Below are 16,370 nucleotides of genomic sequence, written 5' to 3'. Positions count from 1 at the left end.
AAAATCCTGCAGAACAGTCATTACTACTCACCATTTTTCTTCTTTTCTTTCTCTTCCTGGCGTTGTTTGCGTTTTAGTTCGCGTTCCTCTTTCTTAGTCAGCTGTGCTTCGGGCACTGGTTGTTTAACAGGTTCTACTGGTTTATTTTCTTCAGGTTTTTGCGGCTGAACTTCTTCTTTAGGGATGGTTTGCTGATCCTCAAGAGGTGGCACCTCAAATACAGTAGAATCCACAGCCAGACTATCTGTAGATGTAGTATCAACGGCATACTCTGGACTAGGACAATTGATGTCTACCGTGATCTTAACTTTTGCCTTAGGAAAAGGCCCCATGGTATAGCCCGTATTGGGGTCTTTATAAACCTTTTCCATAAACTTAGCAAAGATGGGTAATGCGGTTCTTGATCCTTCGCCGGTTTCGCCATTTTTAAAATGTGCCGTTCTCTCATCACACCCAACCCATACACCGGTAACCAAATCTTTTGTAATACCCATATACCAAGCATCAACATAATCAGAGGAGGTACCTGTTTTTCCGCCAATCTGGTTGTTCTTTTTCCAAAGATCCCATTCCCATAGTGCGCGAGACGTGCCGCCGGGTTCATCCATGCCGCCTCTAAACATATAAAGCATAAGCCATGACATCTCCTCAGAAAGAACGCGAGTTGCCTTCGCTTTAAATTCTTCAATGATGTTATCATCCAAGTCTGTGATCTTCTCTACCAAGATAGGATCGGTCTTCATTCCACCGTTTAAGAATGTACCGTAAGCTTTCACCATCTCATAAACCGATACATCATTGGGGCCCAAACTTACGGAAGGAACAACTGCAAGGTGACTATCTATTCCACAACTATGCGCCCATTTTACTACATTTTCTGGCCCTACTGCTTCAGTAACCTGAGCAGTTATTGTATTTACAGATTTAGCCATGGCCCAGCGAAGAGACATTTCACGGTAACTGTTATTCCAATCGGCATTTTTAGGCTCCCAGTATGCAGTTTTCCCATTTTCCTGATAAGGAATTCGAACAGGTTTATCTACAAATGTGGTACAAGGACTCATTCCCTTTTCAAGTGCGGCCAGATAAGCAAAAGGTTTAAATGTAGACCCAGCCTGACGTTTAGATTGGTTAACATGGTCGTATTTAAAGAATTTGTGATCGATTCCACCAACCCACACTTTTACCTTTCCACTAAATGGATCCAGTGTCATCATTCCTGTATTCAAGATCTTTCCGTAATAACGGATAGAGTCCATTGTAGAGAATAAGGTATCTCTATCACCCTTCCAGGTAAAAATCTTCATCTTCTTTTTCTTGTTGAAATAAGCTTCGACAGAATCAGGATGGTCTTTAAACTTTTTCTCCAATAGCGTGTAAATTGGCAGATTCTTCTTAGCCCTGTTTGGGTAGTCTACTTTTTTCTTTTCAGAATCTTGCCATGGGTCTTCATTGCCCCAAACACTATAGAACCTGCGCTGCAAAGATTTCATCTGATCGGCCACAGCTTCTTCAGCATATTTTTGCAGTTTAGAATCAATGGTGGTATATATTTTTAACCCATCCTCATAAAGGTCATAATTGTTATCTGTACACCATTTTTCCAGGTATTTATCTACTGCGGCCCTCAAATAAGAATCACCGTCGCTCCCTGCATCCACTCTTCCTTGTTTTAAGGTAATAGGAGTATTCTTAAAAGTATCAAGTTGCGCAGCATTGATGTAGTTGTATTTGTTCATCTGAGACAGCGCTACATTTCTCCGTTCCAAAGCCTTTTCAGGGTTTTTAATGGGGTTGTATGTAGTTGTTCCCTTTAGCATACCTACAAGTAAAGCAGATTCAGGTACATCCAAATCAGCAGGTTCTTTATCGAAATAGGTACGGGAAGCTGTCTTAATTCCATAGGCATTGTTACCAAATGAAACAGTATTCAGGTACATGGTTATGATATCGTTCTTGGAATAATTAGATTCCAGCTTAACAGCGGTAGACCATTCTTTCAGTTTTGCAACAATAGTACGCACTACGGGTATGCGACTTAAAAAACCCTGTGACTTATTGTAGCGTGTGCGGTAAAGGTTTTTGGCAAGTTGCTGGGTAATCGTGCTGGCACCCCGTTTATCGCCTGTGGCAGTAGATATTCCGCTGGATAATAAGGAGCGGAAATCTATCCCCATGTGCTTGTAAAAACGAACATCCTCGGTGGCAACTAGTGCATTTATAACGCTTGGGGTTATTTCTTCAAAATTTACTGGGGTGCGATTCTCTTTATAATAGCGACCAATCAGTTTCCCATCGGATGTGTAAAGTTCTGATCCAACACGTTGTGTAGGTAGTTTTATATCATTATAAGAAGGAGAGTAGCCAAATAGCCATAAGAAGTTGACCTGTAGTGCACAAAAGAAAATTATTATAGAATAAATGAATATGGTGATGTAACGAATATATTTATTACGGATTTCTTTAAACATGGGTATAAAGATCAAAAAAACGTTAAACTGTTTGTGTTAAATAGTGTTAAAAGTGCAATGCAAATAAACGTAAATAATTTCCTAAAATTTTAAGCTAAATATTTAAATATAAAATTAGCAAAAACAGGTTTTTTTAAGTTTACCCAGTAATTCATACTTGTATATTGTTTTGCCAGTCCTTTTCTAAAAGGTTAACAGATAGCTTTATATTGTTGCTTATCATTGTTATAAACAGCATCCTTAAACGGCACCACGTCAACAAAAGAAACCTAACTATTTTGAAGTCCACAAAATAGGAATTATCGTTGATGAATCATTAACAATCCCTTATATGTTAAATTATTTATGTTATTGTATTCATTACTAGTTTATTGTACCTATTGGTATGATGAAATGAGTTTAAAGTCGCATAAATTGAATACATTTGCACCGCTTTTGGTTCCTGGTGTTTCATCGGGATTAAAAGGGAATACGGTGTAACTCCGTAACTGTCCCGCAGCTGTAAGCTTCATAACGGTATTCAAATCACGCCACTTTTCCGCAGGAAGGGGAAGGCAGGATCACCGGAAGTAAGTCAGAAGACCTGCCATTTGCATGATGATTTCATAGCTTTCGGGGATTGAAGCTTGGAGTGAGTGCTTATTTATTGTATTTCATTTCCTTGATCTAACTGTTTGCTGTGGGTTGATAAACTCACAACAAAATGACAAAAAACAACAGCGTTTTATTTGGCGCTAATTGTATCATTAGTTTTTCTATAGCCATTTTGTGGACAGGCATCCTTATGCCATTAAAATTAAGCGCCCAGGATTCAAGTCCGGAGCTAAGCACTGATTCTGTAAAACAGAAGATTGAACTGAAAGAAGTAGCAATTAGGTATAAGAAAATAGGTAAAAGGCAAACTTCTTCCACTCCTCTGCAGATCCTTTCCGGCAATGACTTGCAAAAATTGAACAGCCTATCTGTAGCCGATGCCATGAAATACTTTTCCGGTGTGCAAATCAAAGACTACGGAGGTATTGGTGGCCTAAAAACAATTGACATAAGGAGTTTGGGTACTAATCATACCGGCGTATTTTACGACGGAGTGGAACTTGGTAATGCACAAAACGGACAGGTTGACCTTGGTAAGTTTTCCCTCGATAATATTGATGAGATCGAGCTGTACAGTGGTCAGAAAAGTACTATATTCCAATCGGCCAAAGCATTTACATCGGCTAGTACCATTTATCTAAAAGCTAAAGACCCTGTTTTTACTGATGATACGAACATGAACATCAGTGCTTCCATAAAGTCAGGATCATTTGGTCTCTTTAACCCATCCATACTTCTACAAAATAGACTATCACAAACCATATCAACAAGTATCAGTTCAGAATACACGAAGGCAAATGGCCGATATAAATTCAGGTATACCAATGGTGTTTTTGATACCACAGCCACCAGAAACAATGGTGATGTTGAACGTATGCGATTAGAAATGGGATTAAAAGGCACATGGAAAGACAGCAGTGCACTATCAGCAAGAGTGTATTTATATGCAGACGAAATGGGTTTGCCGGGAGCGATTGTAAGCAACAAGTTTAATTATCTGCAAAGGGCATGGAATAAAAATGCTTTCTTGCAATCTACCTACCAAAAGCAAATATCCGAAAGATATACCCTGCTTGCTACGGCTAAAATAGGCTATGACTACAACCGTTACTTAGATCCGGAAAGTGTTTCATTGAGCGGTTTTCTCGATAATACTTACAAGCAGCAGGAGGCTTATATTTCCTTGGCACACCAATATAGCATCAGTAAAATATGGACAATAGCGCTTGCTACAGACTATCAGTTCAATAAATTGTATGCTAATATCTACAGATTCCCTTATCCCATTAGGAACACTTTTTTGACTGCATTTGCAACACACATTAACCTCAATCGGTTAGATTTACAAGGTAATCTCGTTGGTACTATGGTCCAGGACCATGTTAAAGATGGAAGTCCGGCAGGTAGGAGTCAAAAAGTTACTCCCGCATTTATGCTTTCATGGCAGCCATTTTCCGGTAAAGAATTTAGACTGAGGTCTTTCTATAAGACAGCCTACAGATTGCCCACTTTTAATGATCTTTATTACACTGATTTTGGACGGACATACCTGCGGCCAGAGTATTCGAGGCAGTATGATGTAGGAATGACTTATATCCGAACGTTCGATAAGACAATAAAGCAATTGTCTATCCAGTCAGACGTCTATTTTAATAAAGTGAAAGACAAGATTGTAGCTGTTCCCGGCAATAATGCACAGCGCTGGAGTATTGAGAACATAGGTAATGTAAACATCAAGGGGTTGGATATTAATGTCCAAACTACATGGCAAGCAAACCAGGTGACGCTTACTAGCGGAATAAATTATACCTACCAGGATGCAAAAGATGTTACGCCAATAGCTGCAGTTAGCTACCGGCGACAGCTACCTTATATTCCGAGGCACAGTGGTTCTTTGGTTGCCGGTGTGGTTGTAGATAAGCTGTCGCTGAATTACAGCTTTATTTATACAGGAGAGCGGTACAACCAAAAAGCAAATATTGTGGCCAACTATGTGGAGCCCTGGTATACCCATGATATTTCTATGCGCTTCGCTTCTCATTTAAACAGCAGCGAAGTTAAATTAACTGCAGAGGTCAATAACCTATTTAATCAATATTATGACGTGATCGCCAACTTCCCAATGCCAGGACGTTCCTATCGTTTCACCTTAAATGTAGCCTACTAATATGAATTTTAAAGTACAGTCATTTTATCTTTTACTTGTTTTTGCAATAGGATTAAGCGCTTGTCGCAAAGACTTAGTGCCCAGCCCGGAAGAGGTAGTAAAAACACTATTCCCCGCAGAGCCAGCCGCCTCAATTAAGGGACTTTACCTGGTTAATGAAGGCAATATGTTCATGAATAAGGCCTCAATAGATTATGTAGATTTTACTACAGGAAATTTTAGAAGGAATATTTACAACCAAATTAATCCAGAGGTGACCAAAGGATTAGGCGACGTAGGGAATGATATTGGTATATATGGCTCAAAGTTATACGTAGTGGTAAATGGCTCTAATAAGATAGAAGTAATGAGTGTTAAGACAGGAAAACGCATTCAACAGATCGATCTGCTAAATTGCCGATACATTACCTTTAGTAACGGTAAGGCATATGTGAGTGCCTACTTCGGACAAGTGGGCGACCCTAATGCACCCAATGGTATTGTAGCAGAAATTGATACCGCAACTTTAAAAGAAACCCGAAGAGTAGAAGTAGGTCGGCAGCCAGAAGAAATGGCTGTAGTTGGTAATAAGCTATACGTTGCAAATTCAGGAGGTTACACACCATCCAACTACGAACACACAATTTCAGTGGTTGATCTAACTACTTTAAAAGAGACAAGCAGAATAGAAACAGGGATTAACTTGCATAGGCTAAAAGCAGATCAATATGGCGACTTATACGTAACCTCAAGAGGGGATTATTTGGATATCCCATCAAAACTTTACGTAATTAACACCCAGACTGCACAGATAAAAAAGGTATTTGATATTGCCGCTGACAACCTGGTAATAGATGGAGATCTGGCTTATGTCTATAGTTCAGAATTTAATAGTACCACGGGAAAAACAACGGTTAGCTATTCGATGCTTAATGTTAAAGATGAAACATTGCTGAGTAGAAAATTTATTACAGATGGTACTGATAAAGAGATCAAAGTGCCATACGGAATTGCCGTTCACCCAATAACCAAAGATGTTTTCGTTACCGACGCCTCAGACTATGTTACACCAGGAAGGCTTTATTGCTTTGACGCTTCAGGCAAGAAAAGGTGGTCTGTAGAAACAGGAGACATCCCCGCCCAATTCGCATTTGTATATAAATAGAAATAAATTAAACAACATGAATAAAACAGTTACAAACTACAGTAAACTTGCAGCAACCCTGCTTATCGGCACAGCGTTATTTAGCGCGTGCAAAAAGGAAAAATTACAAGAGTTAATAGACCGTGTTCCAACATCAACACAAGGGGTTTATGTATTGTGCGAAGGGGCTTATGGTACCGTAAACAATAGTTCACTTACCTATTATGACATTACCAAAAAGACTTTCATAAAAGACTATTTCAAACAACAAAACGGGATTAATTTAGGAAGTAATGCAAATAATTTAAAGCAATACGGAAGCAAAATGTATTGTACTGTAACGGGCGCTGATAACGTTTCAGGTGATTCCTATTTAGAAGTAATCAATATCGCGACGGGTAAATCTGTAAAGAGAATTCCTTTTTATAATGGAACTTCAGATTATTTTCCTCGTTTTGTTGAATTTTATAAGAACAAAGCATATGTTTCCAGTTATGATGGTTACATAAGTAAAATTGATACAGCTACACTTATCATTGAATCAAGATTAAAAGTAGGAGGTGCTCTTGAAGGATTGGCTATTGTAAACGGTAAGCTCTATGTTGCCAATTCAAATCATCCATTTTTTATCAGTGATAATAATTCGTCCGTTTCAGTCGTTGATTTGAATTCGTTTACAAAAATAAAAGATATTCCTGTAAACTTTAATCCTGTAAGAGTAGCTGCCGCAACTAGCGGAGATCTTTTTACAATTGTTCAAGGTGCATATGGAAACCCGGCTTTGACACCATCACTTGACAAATTAAGCAGTTTAACAGATACTAAAATTCAAAGCTATAACTATTCTCTCGCTGCTATAGCAATAAATGGCAATGCTGGATATGTTATTGGAAATGATTATCCTGCTACTTTGAAGACTTTTAATATCAGCACCGGATTAATTGGTAATAATTTTATTACCGATACAACAAATCCTTCAAGTATCTATGGTGTTACAATAAATCCATTAAATAACGACGTATATGTAGCGGACGCCACTGATTATACAGGTGACGGAAGGTTTTTCTGTTTCTCCGCAAACGGGGTTAAAAAGTTCGAATTTGCTACTGGAATTGCGCCACAATCTGCAGTTTTTAATTATAGCTATAACAAATAAACAACAACATGACGGTCAAAAATCAAATCCTTATTGCAATACTTACCATTACACTCTTCGGTGCATGTAAAAAAGACAACGAAGAAGTAGTGGTTTCCCCATCAATAAAAATGGCTAACGAAACTGCTGCTATTAGTGCAAAGGTAAATGAGAAAATAACACTTAAAGCTGATAATAAACTGGGTAATCAAATAGACCAGGAATGGAAGGTAAATGGAGAAGTAAAAAGCAATACAGGTTTATTGGAGTTTACCGCACCAAAATCTGGCACCTACACCATTGATTATAAAGCCACAAACACTGCAGGCGTTTTCAAATTTCAATATGTACTGCAGGTTGCGGTACCTGAAATTCCAGTTTCAAGCGCAAGCAATAGATTTGTGACCACACTATTCGAATTTGCTCCTGCTGCGGGTCAATTTATGAATGAAGCCACCTGGGGTAATGAGTTAAGTGGAAGCTCCATTGTTGGTAAGCAGGCCACACCCGGTGTTTGTCTAGGCGCATTTGGCGGTTATGTGGTATACGGTTTTGACCATACTGTAATTAATAAAGCAGACGATGATGACATCATCGTTTATGGTAATGCCTTTGCCAATTTCTCTGAGCCAGGGGTTGTATGGGTAATGCAGGATGAGAACGGTAATGGAAAACCTGATGATACCTGGTATGAGCTTACCGGCAGTGAGTTTGGTAAAGAAGGATATATCCGTAATTATTCAGTAACCTATACCCGTCCAACACCACCATCATTAAGTGTAGCCTGGAAAGACAATAAGGGAGGTAGTGGTGTAGTTAAGCAAAGCTTCCATAAGCTGAACCATTACCCATTGTGGATAACATCCAATGAATTTACAAGGACGGGAACTTTACTTCCATCTACAGGTATCAAAGGTAGTGTGTCTGCGGCGCTAGGATTTGGTTATGCAGATAACAAAGCAGGTGGTGATAAGGTAGATATTGCCAATGCCATTGACAAAGACGGTAGAAAAGTTGTCTTGAAAGGTATTGATTTCATAAAAGTGCAGACCGGTATTATGGCAGATCTAGCCTTTTTTGGTGAGCTAAGTACTGAAGTTACCGGTATTGCAGATTTAAGTTTGATCAAATAGCACCAATTTTTTAATAGCTAGAAATAACATAACTTTGCAAATAAATCATTAAAAATGTCTGAGTCAAAATTTAACCCCCGTACACTAATCCTTTTGTTGATTATAATACTGGTCAGCATAATCCGTGTCGCTGCACCTTTTAGTGATAATTTTAAAGACATCGCTAATTTTTCTGCAATAGGCGCCATAGCGTTATTTGGTGGGGCTTATTTCAATAATAACATCAAAGCATTTGGTTTTCCTTTGCTGATCTTATTATTAAGTGATGTTTTTATTGCAAAAACATCGGGATACGGATTCTTTTATGGCGGATGGTACTGGACTTACATCGCCTTTATACTGATGGTGTTTATCGGTAAAGTAATGTTAAAAAGAGTAAACGTACAAAACTTTGTATTGGCAAATGTTGTCATGATATTAATCCATTGGATCGTATCAGACATTAGTGCAATGTATATTCCTGGTTTATATGAACCTACTTTAGCAGGTTATTTGGCTTGCCTGGTTGCAGCTATCCCATTTGAATTAAACTTTGTATATGGGTCCTTAATATATGGTGTTTTGATGTTTGGTTCATTCGAAATGCTAAAAGCCAAGTACCCACTCTTTAGCCTTTCGGGTAAAGTGATTTCATAGTTATTTTACATCAATTAAAACAGGCCGTCTCATATCATGAGGCGGTTTTTTTTTAGAGGGGCATGTAGCTAAGCGTGGGTTATCTATCCTGGATTTGGTATATAAGGCTCCCGGCTTCGTATATTTTATATTTGTTAAATTGCCATCGAAGGTTATATATTCGTCCTTGGGATATACCAAGGATACCGAACGGATAGCCAACGGATACCGAATTGATAACCGACGGTACTACCCAGGACGAAGGCAGGTACTACCTAGGCCGAAGCCAGATACCAGCCGAAATAAAATCGAGCTCATAAACTTTGTAGCTTAAGGAGTAAAATAGTACCAGAACTATTAATCATGCATTCGTATATCATGCCAGATCCTCTCCGACCTGGATTTTTTTTCTTGGCGATGTACTCTTAATGGCTTTCTTAGGAGTTTAAGTTATAATACCAATTATGTAGGTGTCTTTTGGCGAGTTGGGTTTTGATCCCATAATATTTGCTGATATTTACCATAGGTAACTAATAAAATCAATATCGAATGTTAATCAATTATCGATCGGCTGTAATAGCTAAGAAATGCGCAATCACCATCCTGGCCCTGTTAGCCGCTTGCTCTACTAAAAAAAATGTGTCTGACAACGGGTTTGTAAATAGACGCAATACTACCGGACTGATATTTCAGTCCAGTTTTGAAAATGGCAGTAAAGTTATCGCGGTAGGGAATAATAGTGACATTGTCGGTAAAGACATGTCGCTAAGGAAAAAAAATGATTGGGTCAATGATCTTGAAAAGGAGCAGAGCGCAGATTTTAGAATAGAATATACAGGTGGAGACATCAGTAAACGCTATGTTGATATTATTGCCGAACCCGGTAATCCGTCGAATCATGTGCTTCATTTTTGGTTAAACGATTCTTGGCTTGCCAGTGAGCATCAGCAAAAGGCGCGTGTACAAGCTGATATTTATAGCATAAGACCCGGTTATAAAGAGTTTTACCAATCTGTAAAGGTTTTTTTAACTGACGACTTTAGCTTGCTCCGTAAATATCCAGATAAAATAAATTGGCTTACCATATCTGAGTTTTGGAATAATGAATGGTGGGTTGCAACAGAAAAATATGGTTTCAGGGTTACATTAGGTATTGGTAAACACATTGCCGGTGAGGACGACCTGTATTTTATTTTAAACGCTGAAAACCCGGGCCAAAAACAAGTGTGGAAAGCGGATGATATGAACGTGAAGGTGCCTATTGGTAAGTGGTTTACGATGGATTATTATTTCAAAGAGGGAGATAAGAATACCGGCCGATTTTACATGGCAATTACACCAGAAGATGGTAAAAAGCAGGTAGTATTTGATGTGAAGAATTTCACACAAAACACCAATGACCCTAAACCGAATGGCTTAACAGGATATAATCCTATGAAGTTGTACACGTCAAAAGAGGTGGTTTCATTTGTTAAATCACATAATAGTACTCTACAGATATACTGGGACGATTTTAAATTATGGAAGAATAAAAAGCCTGTAGACTAACTGGCCAGCAAAATTGAGAAAAGCGATTTTGTGAAGTAAATAATCAATAAACATAAACAGATGTTTTTTAATAGAAAAGCATAAAGAACACACTAAATTATTTATATGCAACAATATTTTGAGATAAGTGAAATGCCTGAAAAAGCATTGGGTTTTTGGAATGAAAGCCCCGAATATAAATTGCCACTTAACGTCCCGTATTTAGGGATGGGTTCCTCTTATTTCGCTCCGCTTGCATTTAAGTTTATGGGGCTCCATATTTACCCAGAACTGGCGTCTGAGTTTTATAATTATCCTTTAAGCGTAGGTTTGCTCACAGACGGAGTAATTTTGTCACAGTCTGGTAGAAGCTCAGAAGCACTATGGTGCAGCGGGCGGTTTCAAAAGTATACCGCCATTGTCAATTACCTAGAAAGTCCTTTAGCTACAAACGATAACGTCGCACAGGTGATTTCTATACAAGCCGGAGATGAACAGTTTTCCTCATCCAAAACTTATTTAAATACCTTGTTGGTGCTGTTTAAGGGTTTTGGGCTTCCTGCCGGGTCGGCGGTGGATCTGTTGGTCAGAAAATTTCATGCTTATGAATCTTACGGAAAAAAAATGGCTGATGAAATTTTTAGTATTCTTAATAAACAGGCAATCCACGGCATATATATCACAGGGAGTGGCCCTAATATCGCTACGGCGTTGCAGGCTGCGTTAATTTTGAGTGAAAGTACAAAGATTAATTTTCACGGGCTTGCAATGGCGCAATATGATCATGGGCCTAAAGAAACAGCTAAGAACTCTATTGTTATCCAGATCATTTCAAAAGGGAGTTCATATGAGCGGAGTATAAAGCTGTTAGATAAAATATCAGCTTCGGGTGCAAATGTTTTTGTAGTTGAAGAACCCGAAGCCGAAGAATATTATTCTGTTATACATAACATTATACCCTTCAACTTTTTGGCATATTATCTTGCACAACATCTCAAGATCGAGGATACTTTTACAGTTGGCGGCAAGGTTACAGAAGTACTTTAATAGGTTTATTATCATAATATATGCATACCAATAAATTTAACATCAACATTAGAAAATTTTTACTGATCTTATTAATAACAACGCCTTTGCATATCCTGTTTGCAAATGCCCAGACAGTTAAACGCCTGTATATCGCTAATGATGATCATACCGATTATATGTGGGAAGGTAACGTTGAGCAATATGACTCCGCCTTTGTTAAAATGCTTGACTTTCATCTTGCGCGGATCAAAGCAACCGAAAAAGATCCGGATAATTATCAGGATCGATTCAATTGCGACGGTAGTTATTGGCTAAAAACATACGCTAAGTATCGCTCGCCAAGCCAATTTAATCAGTTAATGGCAGCCCTTCGCTCCGGGCATATCAGCAGCCAGCTCAATTGCGTGGTTAATACATATGGTGCCCAGTCTGCAGAAGCGGTAATAAGAGGTATGTATTATGCAGGGCAGCTAGAGCGTCGGTATGATTTGAAATTTACTATGGCATCGGCGATGGAAAACAATACCCTGCCGCTTGGCCTTGCTTCTTTATGGGCGGGGTCTGGGGCTAAATATAGCTGGAAAAGCGTAGGGGGCTACGGTAGTCAGCTATCGCAAGAAAGTATGACAAATAGGAAATATCAGTTATATCGGGCCCAGGGTATGGATGGTCAATCTGTATTGACAAAATGGTATGCACAAAAAGGCTCTTTTGGCGGTTATGCAGAATGCCGTGTGCAAATCAAGGGGCCAGCTTCAGACACTGCCAAGCAGATTGGCGGCGTGATAAACAACTTGTTTGCATTTTGTGATACAGTTTCTTCCGGGTCTAAATATCCATATAATGTCGCCGGGGCTTTTGGTTTTGGACACGATGACCTGCAGACCTTCGTTTCGGGCCCGTTTATAAGGGCGGCACAAAACAAAACTAATTTCGCAACCGTAGTCCGTGTATCTAATGAAGAAGATTTTTTTCAGGATATTGAGCGTTCTTATACCGTAATCCCTAAACAATCAGTCAGTTTTGGCAATGAATGGGATTTGCTTTGCGCATCCATGAATGAAACCACAGCGGAGGTAAGACGAGCAGTTGAAAAATTGCGGTCAGCAGAAGCCTTGGCAGCCATCGTTACAAAAAAAGATGCAGCATTTGGTCATGAATTGCTTGCTGCCAGAGATTTGGCCTGGGACGCACTCGGCCTGTATTGGGAGCATAACTGGACAGCCGATGGCCCCGTGCCCACTAAAGCAAGAGCAGCTTGGCAGGTTGAATTAAAAAACAATATAACCGGATATGTAGATTCTTTGTATGCCAAATCCATCAGCGCACTAGGCAAACAGCTGAAGGCAGGTAAGTTGCAAAGATTTTTTGTTTTTAATCCGCTGGGTTGGACAAGAAGTGATTTTGCAGATTTTGCTTTCAGCGGTTCAGGGTCGGTAAACGTAATTGATCTGGCAACTCATACCGAGGTTAAAAGCCAGTTCATCGTCAAAAATAATCAAAAATACATCCGCATATTGGCAACAGGTGTGCCCTCTGTTGGTTACAAAATCTATGAATTGCATCAGCGCCAGCCTTTACCCGAACTTCCGGCTGCCGTTGTTAATGGCGAGTATATCAGTAATTCCTATTATAAGATTCGTCTAAAACGGAGTGGTGTTATTACAGAAATTTATGATAAGAAAGCATCCAATAAGCAGTTGGTTAAATTAACAAATGGGAAATACCTTAACGACCTTGGTGTAACAGATTTAAATGACGGGCAAACCTTACAGATAGAAAACGCAGGACCGGTTTCTGTTACTTTGAAGGCTATCTCGACTGTGCCGGTTTTACATACCGTAAGATTAACGTTGTTTGCTAATAGTAGGCGGATTGATATTGAAAATAGCATTGATACCAATTTCGCTGATAATAAATCATGGGCCTTTTCCTTTGATCTGAAAGACCAGGTTACACGCCACGAAGAGGTGGGCGCCATCCTTACAGTGAAAAAGGAGAAAGATGGCGGTAATTATGCCGATCAAAATGCCCGTTACGATTGGCAAACGTTTAATCATTTTGCCGACTTGAGCAACAATCATTATGGTGTAACACTTGCTAATATGGACTGTAGCTTTTTTAAGCTGGGCCAAAGTACTGTAGATTCGCTTTGGACAAAATCTGCCCAACTCAATGCCCTGGCCGGCGGAAGAATTGATACAAAAAAAGAAGATAATGGCATTTTGGGGATCAAAAATCAGTTCGGCCAAAACCACTTTCGTTATCATTTCGCCCTTACTACTCATCAAAAATCATTTTCTGCCGTTGATGCGATGAAATTTTCTCTAGATACCCAAAATCCATTAAGCACGGGTCAGGTGAGCGGTGGAGATGCTGTTGAAACCGGGGTTTCTTATTCACTATTACAAGTAAGTGATCCCGGTGTTTTGTTATGGGCTGTGAAGCCGGCCGAAGAAGGGATTGGCAAGGGAACTATTGTAAGGTTATGGAATCTTAATTCATTTGATACAAAGGTCGCCATTAGCACTGCAGGAGGTATTAGGAATGCGTGGCAAACAACCCACATTGAAACGAATATACAACAGCTCCGGCCATCAGCTGGGTTGTTACGAACAGATTTAAAACCGCAGCAGATCAAAACCTTTCGGGTAAATGAGCAGAAAAAAATCTATGAATAAAAACCTTACTATAGGAATTGATATTGGCGGTACGCGCACTAAGGTGGGTTTGGTTGACCTGTTAAGCGGTAAGGTTATTCAGACACTCATTTATCCTACCGAAACTAAGGATGAGCATCGTTTTTATAACCAGCTTAAAGAAGCTGTAGACCAATTTACAACCACCGCCTTTAAAAGCAAGAAGACGATTACAGGAATTGGTTTGGGTATACCTGGATTTATTTTTGCTAACGGGGTGATTGATTCAACGTATGGATTTATCGACTTTATGGAAGACTATCCAATGAAAAAAATTATTGAGGACAAGTTTAAAATACCATGTAAATTGGATAACGATGCACGAGTGGTGGCTTTAGGCGAAGCGTTATATGGCGCAGGTAAAAATGATGATCGTGTTTTAGTCATGACATTGGGTACTGGGCTTGGAATTGGCTTTGTTGCCGACGGTAAATTAAACGAGCCGCAGCCCTATGCGCACATGGCTGGTCACATCAGCATAACTGATGCTCAAACCGATTGTTATTGTGGCCGACATGGTTGCTTAGAGGCGTTGGTTTCAGGAACAGGGCTTTGCGCTGCCGCTAAAAACATATTGTGGGAAACCAGGTATAGCAAAATACCGCTCACTGCAGAAAATATTTTTAAAGAGCGTACAATAAATAATGATGCAGGGCGGCTTGTAAATAATTTAATAGGGTATCTAAAAACGGGTATTGATAACTATGTTAATATTTATGCTCCTGATGTTGTCATACTAGGCGGCGGCCTTGCTAAAGGGTTAAAAAACGATTTGGACAAGCTTTATAACCCCGGCTTGCTGGGCCCTTACAAGAAATATGCTACCAGGCTAACAATCTCCTTATTAGAGGAAGAGGCGGGTATTTTGGGCAGCGCGGCTTTATTTAATTGAATTAACACCTACAAATATCACCGAACATGAAATTTAAACAAAACGCATGGATTTATTACTCAATAACTGCGGCATTATTCTGGGGAATATGGGGAGTGGTTGCCAAACTGATATCAGACAACGTTAACCCTTTTACCAACCATTTTCTTTTTACCATAGGTATGTTGTTTACGCTTCCGTTCGTTCTTAAAAAAGTTTGGGGAGTTAAGCCCGATGTAAAAGGTATAATTTGGGGGTTGATAGCCGGCTTACTGGCTATTGCCGGAAATATTGCAGTATATAAGGCCTTTAGCAGTGGCGGTTTGGCAGCAATTGTTATACCGGTTACCAACCTTTATCCATTGGTGACCATTTTTGTAGCTATATTATTTATGAAAGAGAAAATAAATATAGTTAATGTCATCGGTATTCTTTTGGCAATACCGGCCGTAGTTATGTTATCCGGCGAGATGCTTCTTTTCAAAGACCCTGGTGCTTTTTTTAAGACTATTGGATTTAATACCTGGTTAATATACTCTATGTTAGCGCTCGTGTTCTGGGGCCTGTTTAGCGCGGCACAAAAAGTGACTACCAATTATGTTTCTGCAGAATGGTCATACATTAGTTTTATCGTTTCTTCTACAGTTCTTACCATCTTATTCTTTATTAGTGGCAACGTACAGTTGAATTTTTCAGGTAAAACACTGGCCTTAGGTACTATTGCCGGCATGTTAAATGGATTGGGTGTACTGGCAAGCTTTGCTGCCTATAGTGCAAAGGGCAAGGCATCTAAAGTTACCACAATTGCCGGCTCATTGCAGCCGGTATTTACTATTGTTTTAGCGATTATATTTTTATCCGAGTCATTAAATTTAATCGAATCTATTGGTATTGTACTGGCCATTGCCGCGGCTTTAACGTTATCTTACGAGAAGAAGGAAGCCGAAAGTCAATCAAAGTCATTAATAAAATCAGAATAATGTTAGAAAATAACCCGAAGAAGGTC

General features: G+C 39.3%; 11 protein-coding genes and 1 riboswitch. Of the genes, 10 read left to right on the top strand and 1 reads right to left on the bottom strand.

Annotation, left to right across the window (positions count from 1 at the left end; genetic code table 11):
• Positions 1-23: 23 nt before the first annotated feature.
• On the bottom strand, positions 24-2,471 hold the full coding sequence (locus ACVWYN_RS06415; protein WP_457288006.1) for a penicillin-binding protein 1A: 2,448 nt from the start codon (positions 2,469-2,471) through the stop codon (positions 24-26).
• A gap of 419 nt (positions 2,472-2,890) precedes the next feature.
• A riboswitch (cobalamin riboswitch) is annotated at positions 2,891-3,076 on the top strand.
• Positions 3,077-3,174: 98 nt separating this feature from the next.
• Between ACVWYN_RS06415 and ACVWYN_RS06410 the strand changes: the two genes are divergently transcribed.
• The 10 genes from ACVWYN_RS06410 (at position 3,175) to ACVWYN_RS06365 (ending at position 16,344) form a co-directional block, all read left to right on the top strand.
• Positions 3,175-5,232, top strand: a complete 2,058-nt coding sequence (locus ACVWYN_RS06410) for a TonB-dependent receptor (protein WP_457288005.1) — start codon at positions 3,175-3,177, stop codon at positions 5,230-5,232.
• A gap of 1 nt (position 5,233) precedes the next feature.
• The gene (locus ACVWYN_RS06405; RefSeq protein WP_457288004.1) at positions 5,234-6,376 is read left to right on the top strand and encodes a YncE family protein; all 1,143 of its coding nucleotides are present in this window, start codon (positions 5,234-5,236) and stop codon (positions 6,374-6,376) included.
• Between the two features lie 16 nt (positions 6,377-6,392).
• Positions 6,393-7,511 carry a YncE family protein gene (locus tag ACVWYN_RS06400; RefSeq protein ID WP_457288003.1) on the top strand — a complete coding sequence of 373 codons (1,119 nt, stop codon included), beginning with the start codon at positions 6,393-6,395 and terminating at the stop codon, positions 7,509-7,511.
• 8 nt (positions 7,512-7,519) lie between these two features.
• On the top strand, positions 7,520-8,623 hold the full coding sequence (locus ACVWYN_RS06395) for a cell surface protein (RefSeq protein WP_457288002.1): 1,104 nt from the start codon (positions 7,520-7,522) through the stop codon (positions 8,621-8,623).
• A gap of 54 nt (positions 8,624-8,677) precedes the next feature.
• Positions 8,678-9,259 carry a DUF6580 family putative transport protein gene (locus ACVWYN_RS06390; RefSeq protein ID WP_457288001.1) on the top strand — a complete coding sequence of 194 codons (582 nt, stop codon included), beginning with the start codon at positions 8,678-8,680 and terminating at the stop codon, positions 9,257-9,259.
• Positions 9,260-9,787: 528 nt separating this feature from the next.
• The gene (locus tag ACVWYN_RS06385) at positions 9,788-10,786 is read left to right on the top strand and encodes a hypothetical protein (RefSeq protein ID WP_457288000.1); all 999 of its coding nucleotides are present in this window, start codon (positions 9,788-9,790) and stop codon (positions 10,784-10,786) included.
• 105 nt (positions 10,787-10,891) lie between these two features.
• Positions 10,892-11,812, top strand: a complete 921-nt coding sequence (locus ACVWYN_RS06380; protein WP_457287999.1) for an SIS domain-containing protein — start codon at positions 10,892-10,894, stop codon at positions 11,810-11,812.
• 20 nt (positions 11,813-11,832) lie between these two features.
• Complete coding sequence (locus ACVWYN_RS06375) at positions 11,833-14,475, top strand: glycosyl hydrolase-related protein (RefSeq protein ID WP_457287998.1); 2,643 nt, start codon at positions 11,833-11,835, stop codon at positions 14,473-14,475.
• Positions 14,450-15,385 carry an ROK family protein gene (locus tag ACVWYN_RS06370; protein WP_457287997.1) on the top strand — a complete coding sequence of 312 codons (936 nt, stop codon included), beginning with the start codon at positions 14,450-14,452 and terminating at the stop codon, positions 15,383-15,385. Before ACVWYN_RS06375 ends, ACVWYN_RS06370 begins: the two co-directional genes overlap by 26 nt.
• A 26-nt stretch (positions 15,386-15,411) precedes the next feature.
• Positions 15,412-16,344, top strand: a complete 933-nt coding sequence (locus ACVWYN_RS06365; protein WP_457287996.1) for a DMT family transporter — start codon at positions 15,412-15,414, stop codon at positions 16,342-16,344.
• Positions 16,345-16,370: the final 26 nt, after the last annotated feature.

The sequence above is a fragment of the Pedobacter sp. UYP24 genome, from assembly GCF_054057295.1.
The sequence above is the reverse complement of the archived record's forward strand: the minus strand, read 5'-3'. Positions and strand labels throughout refer to the sequence as shown.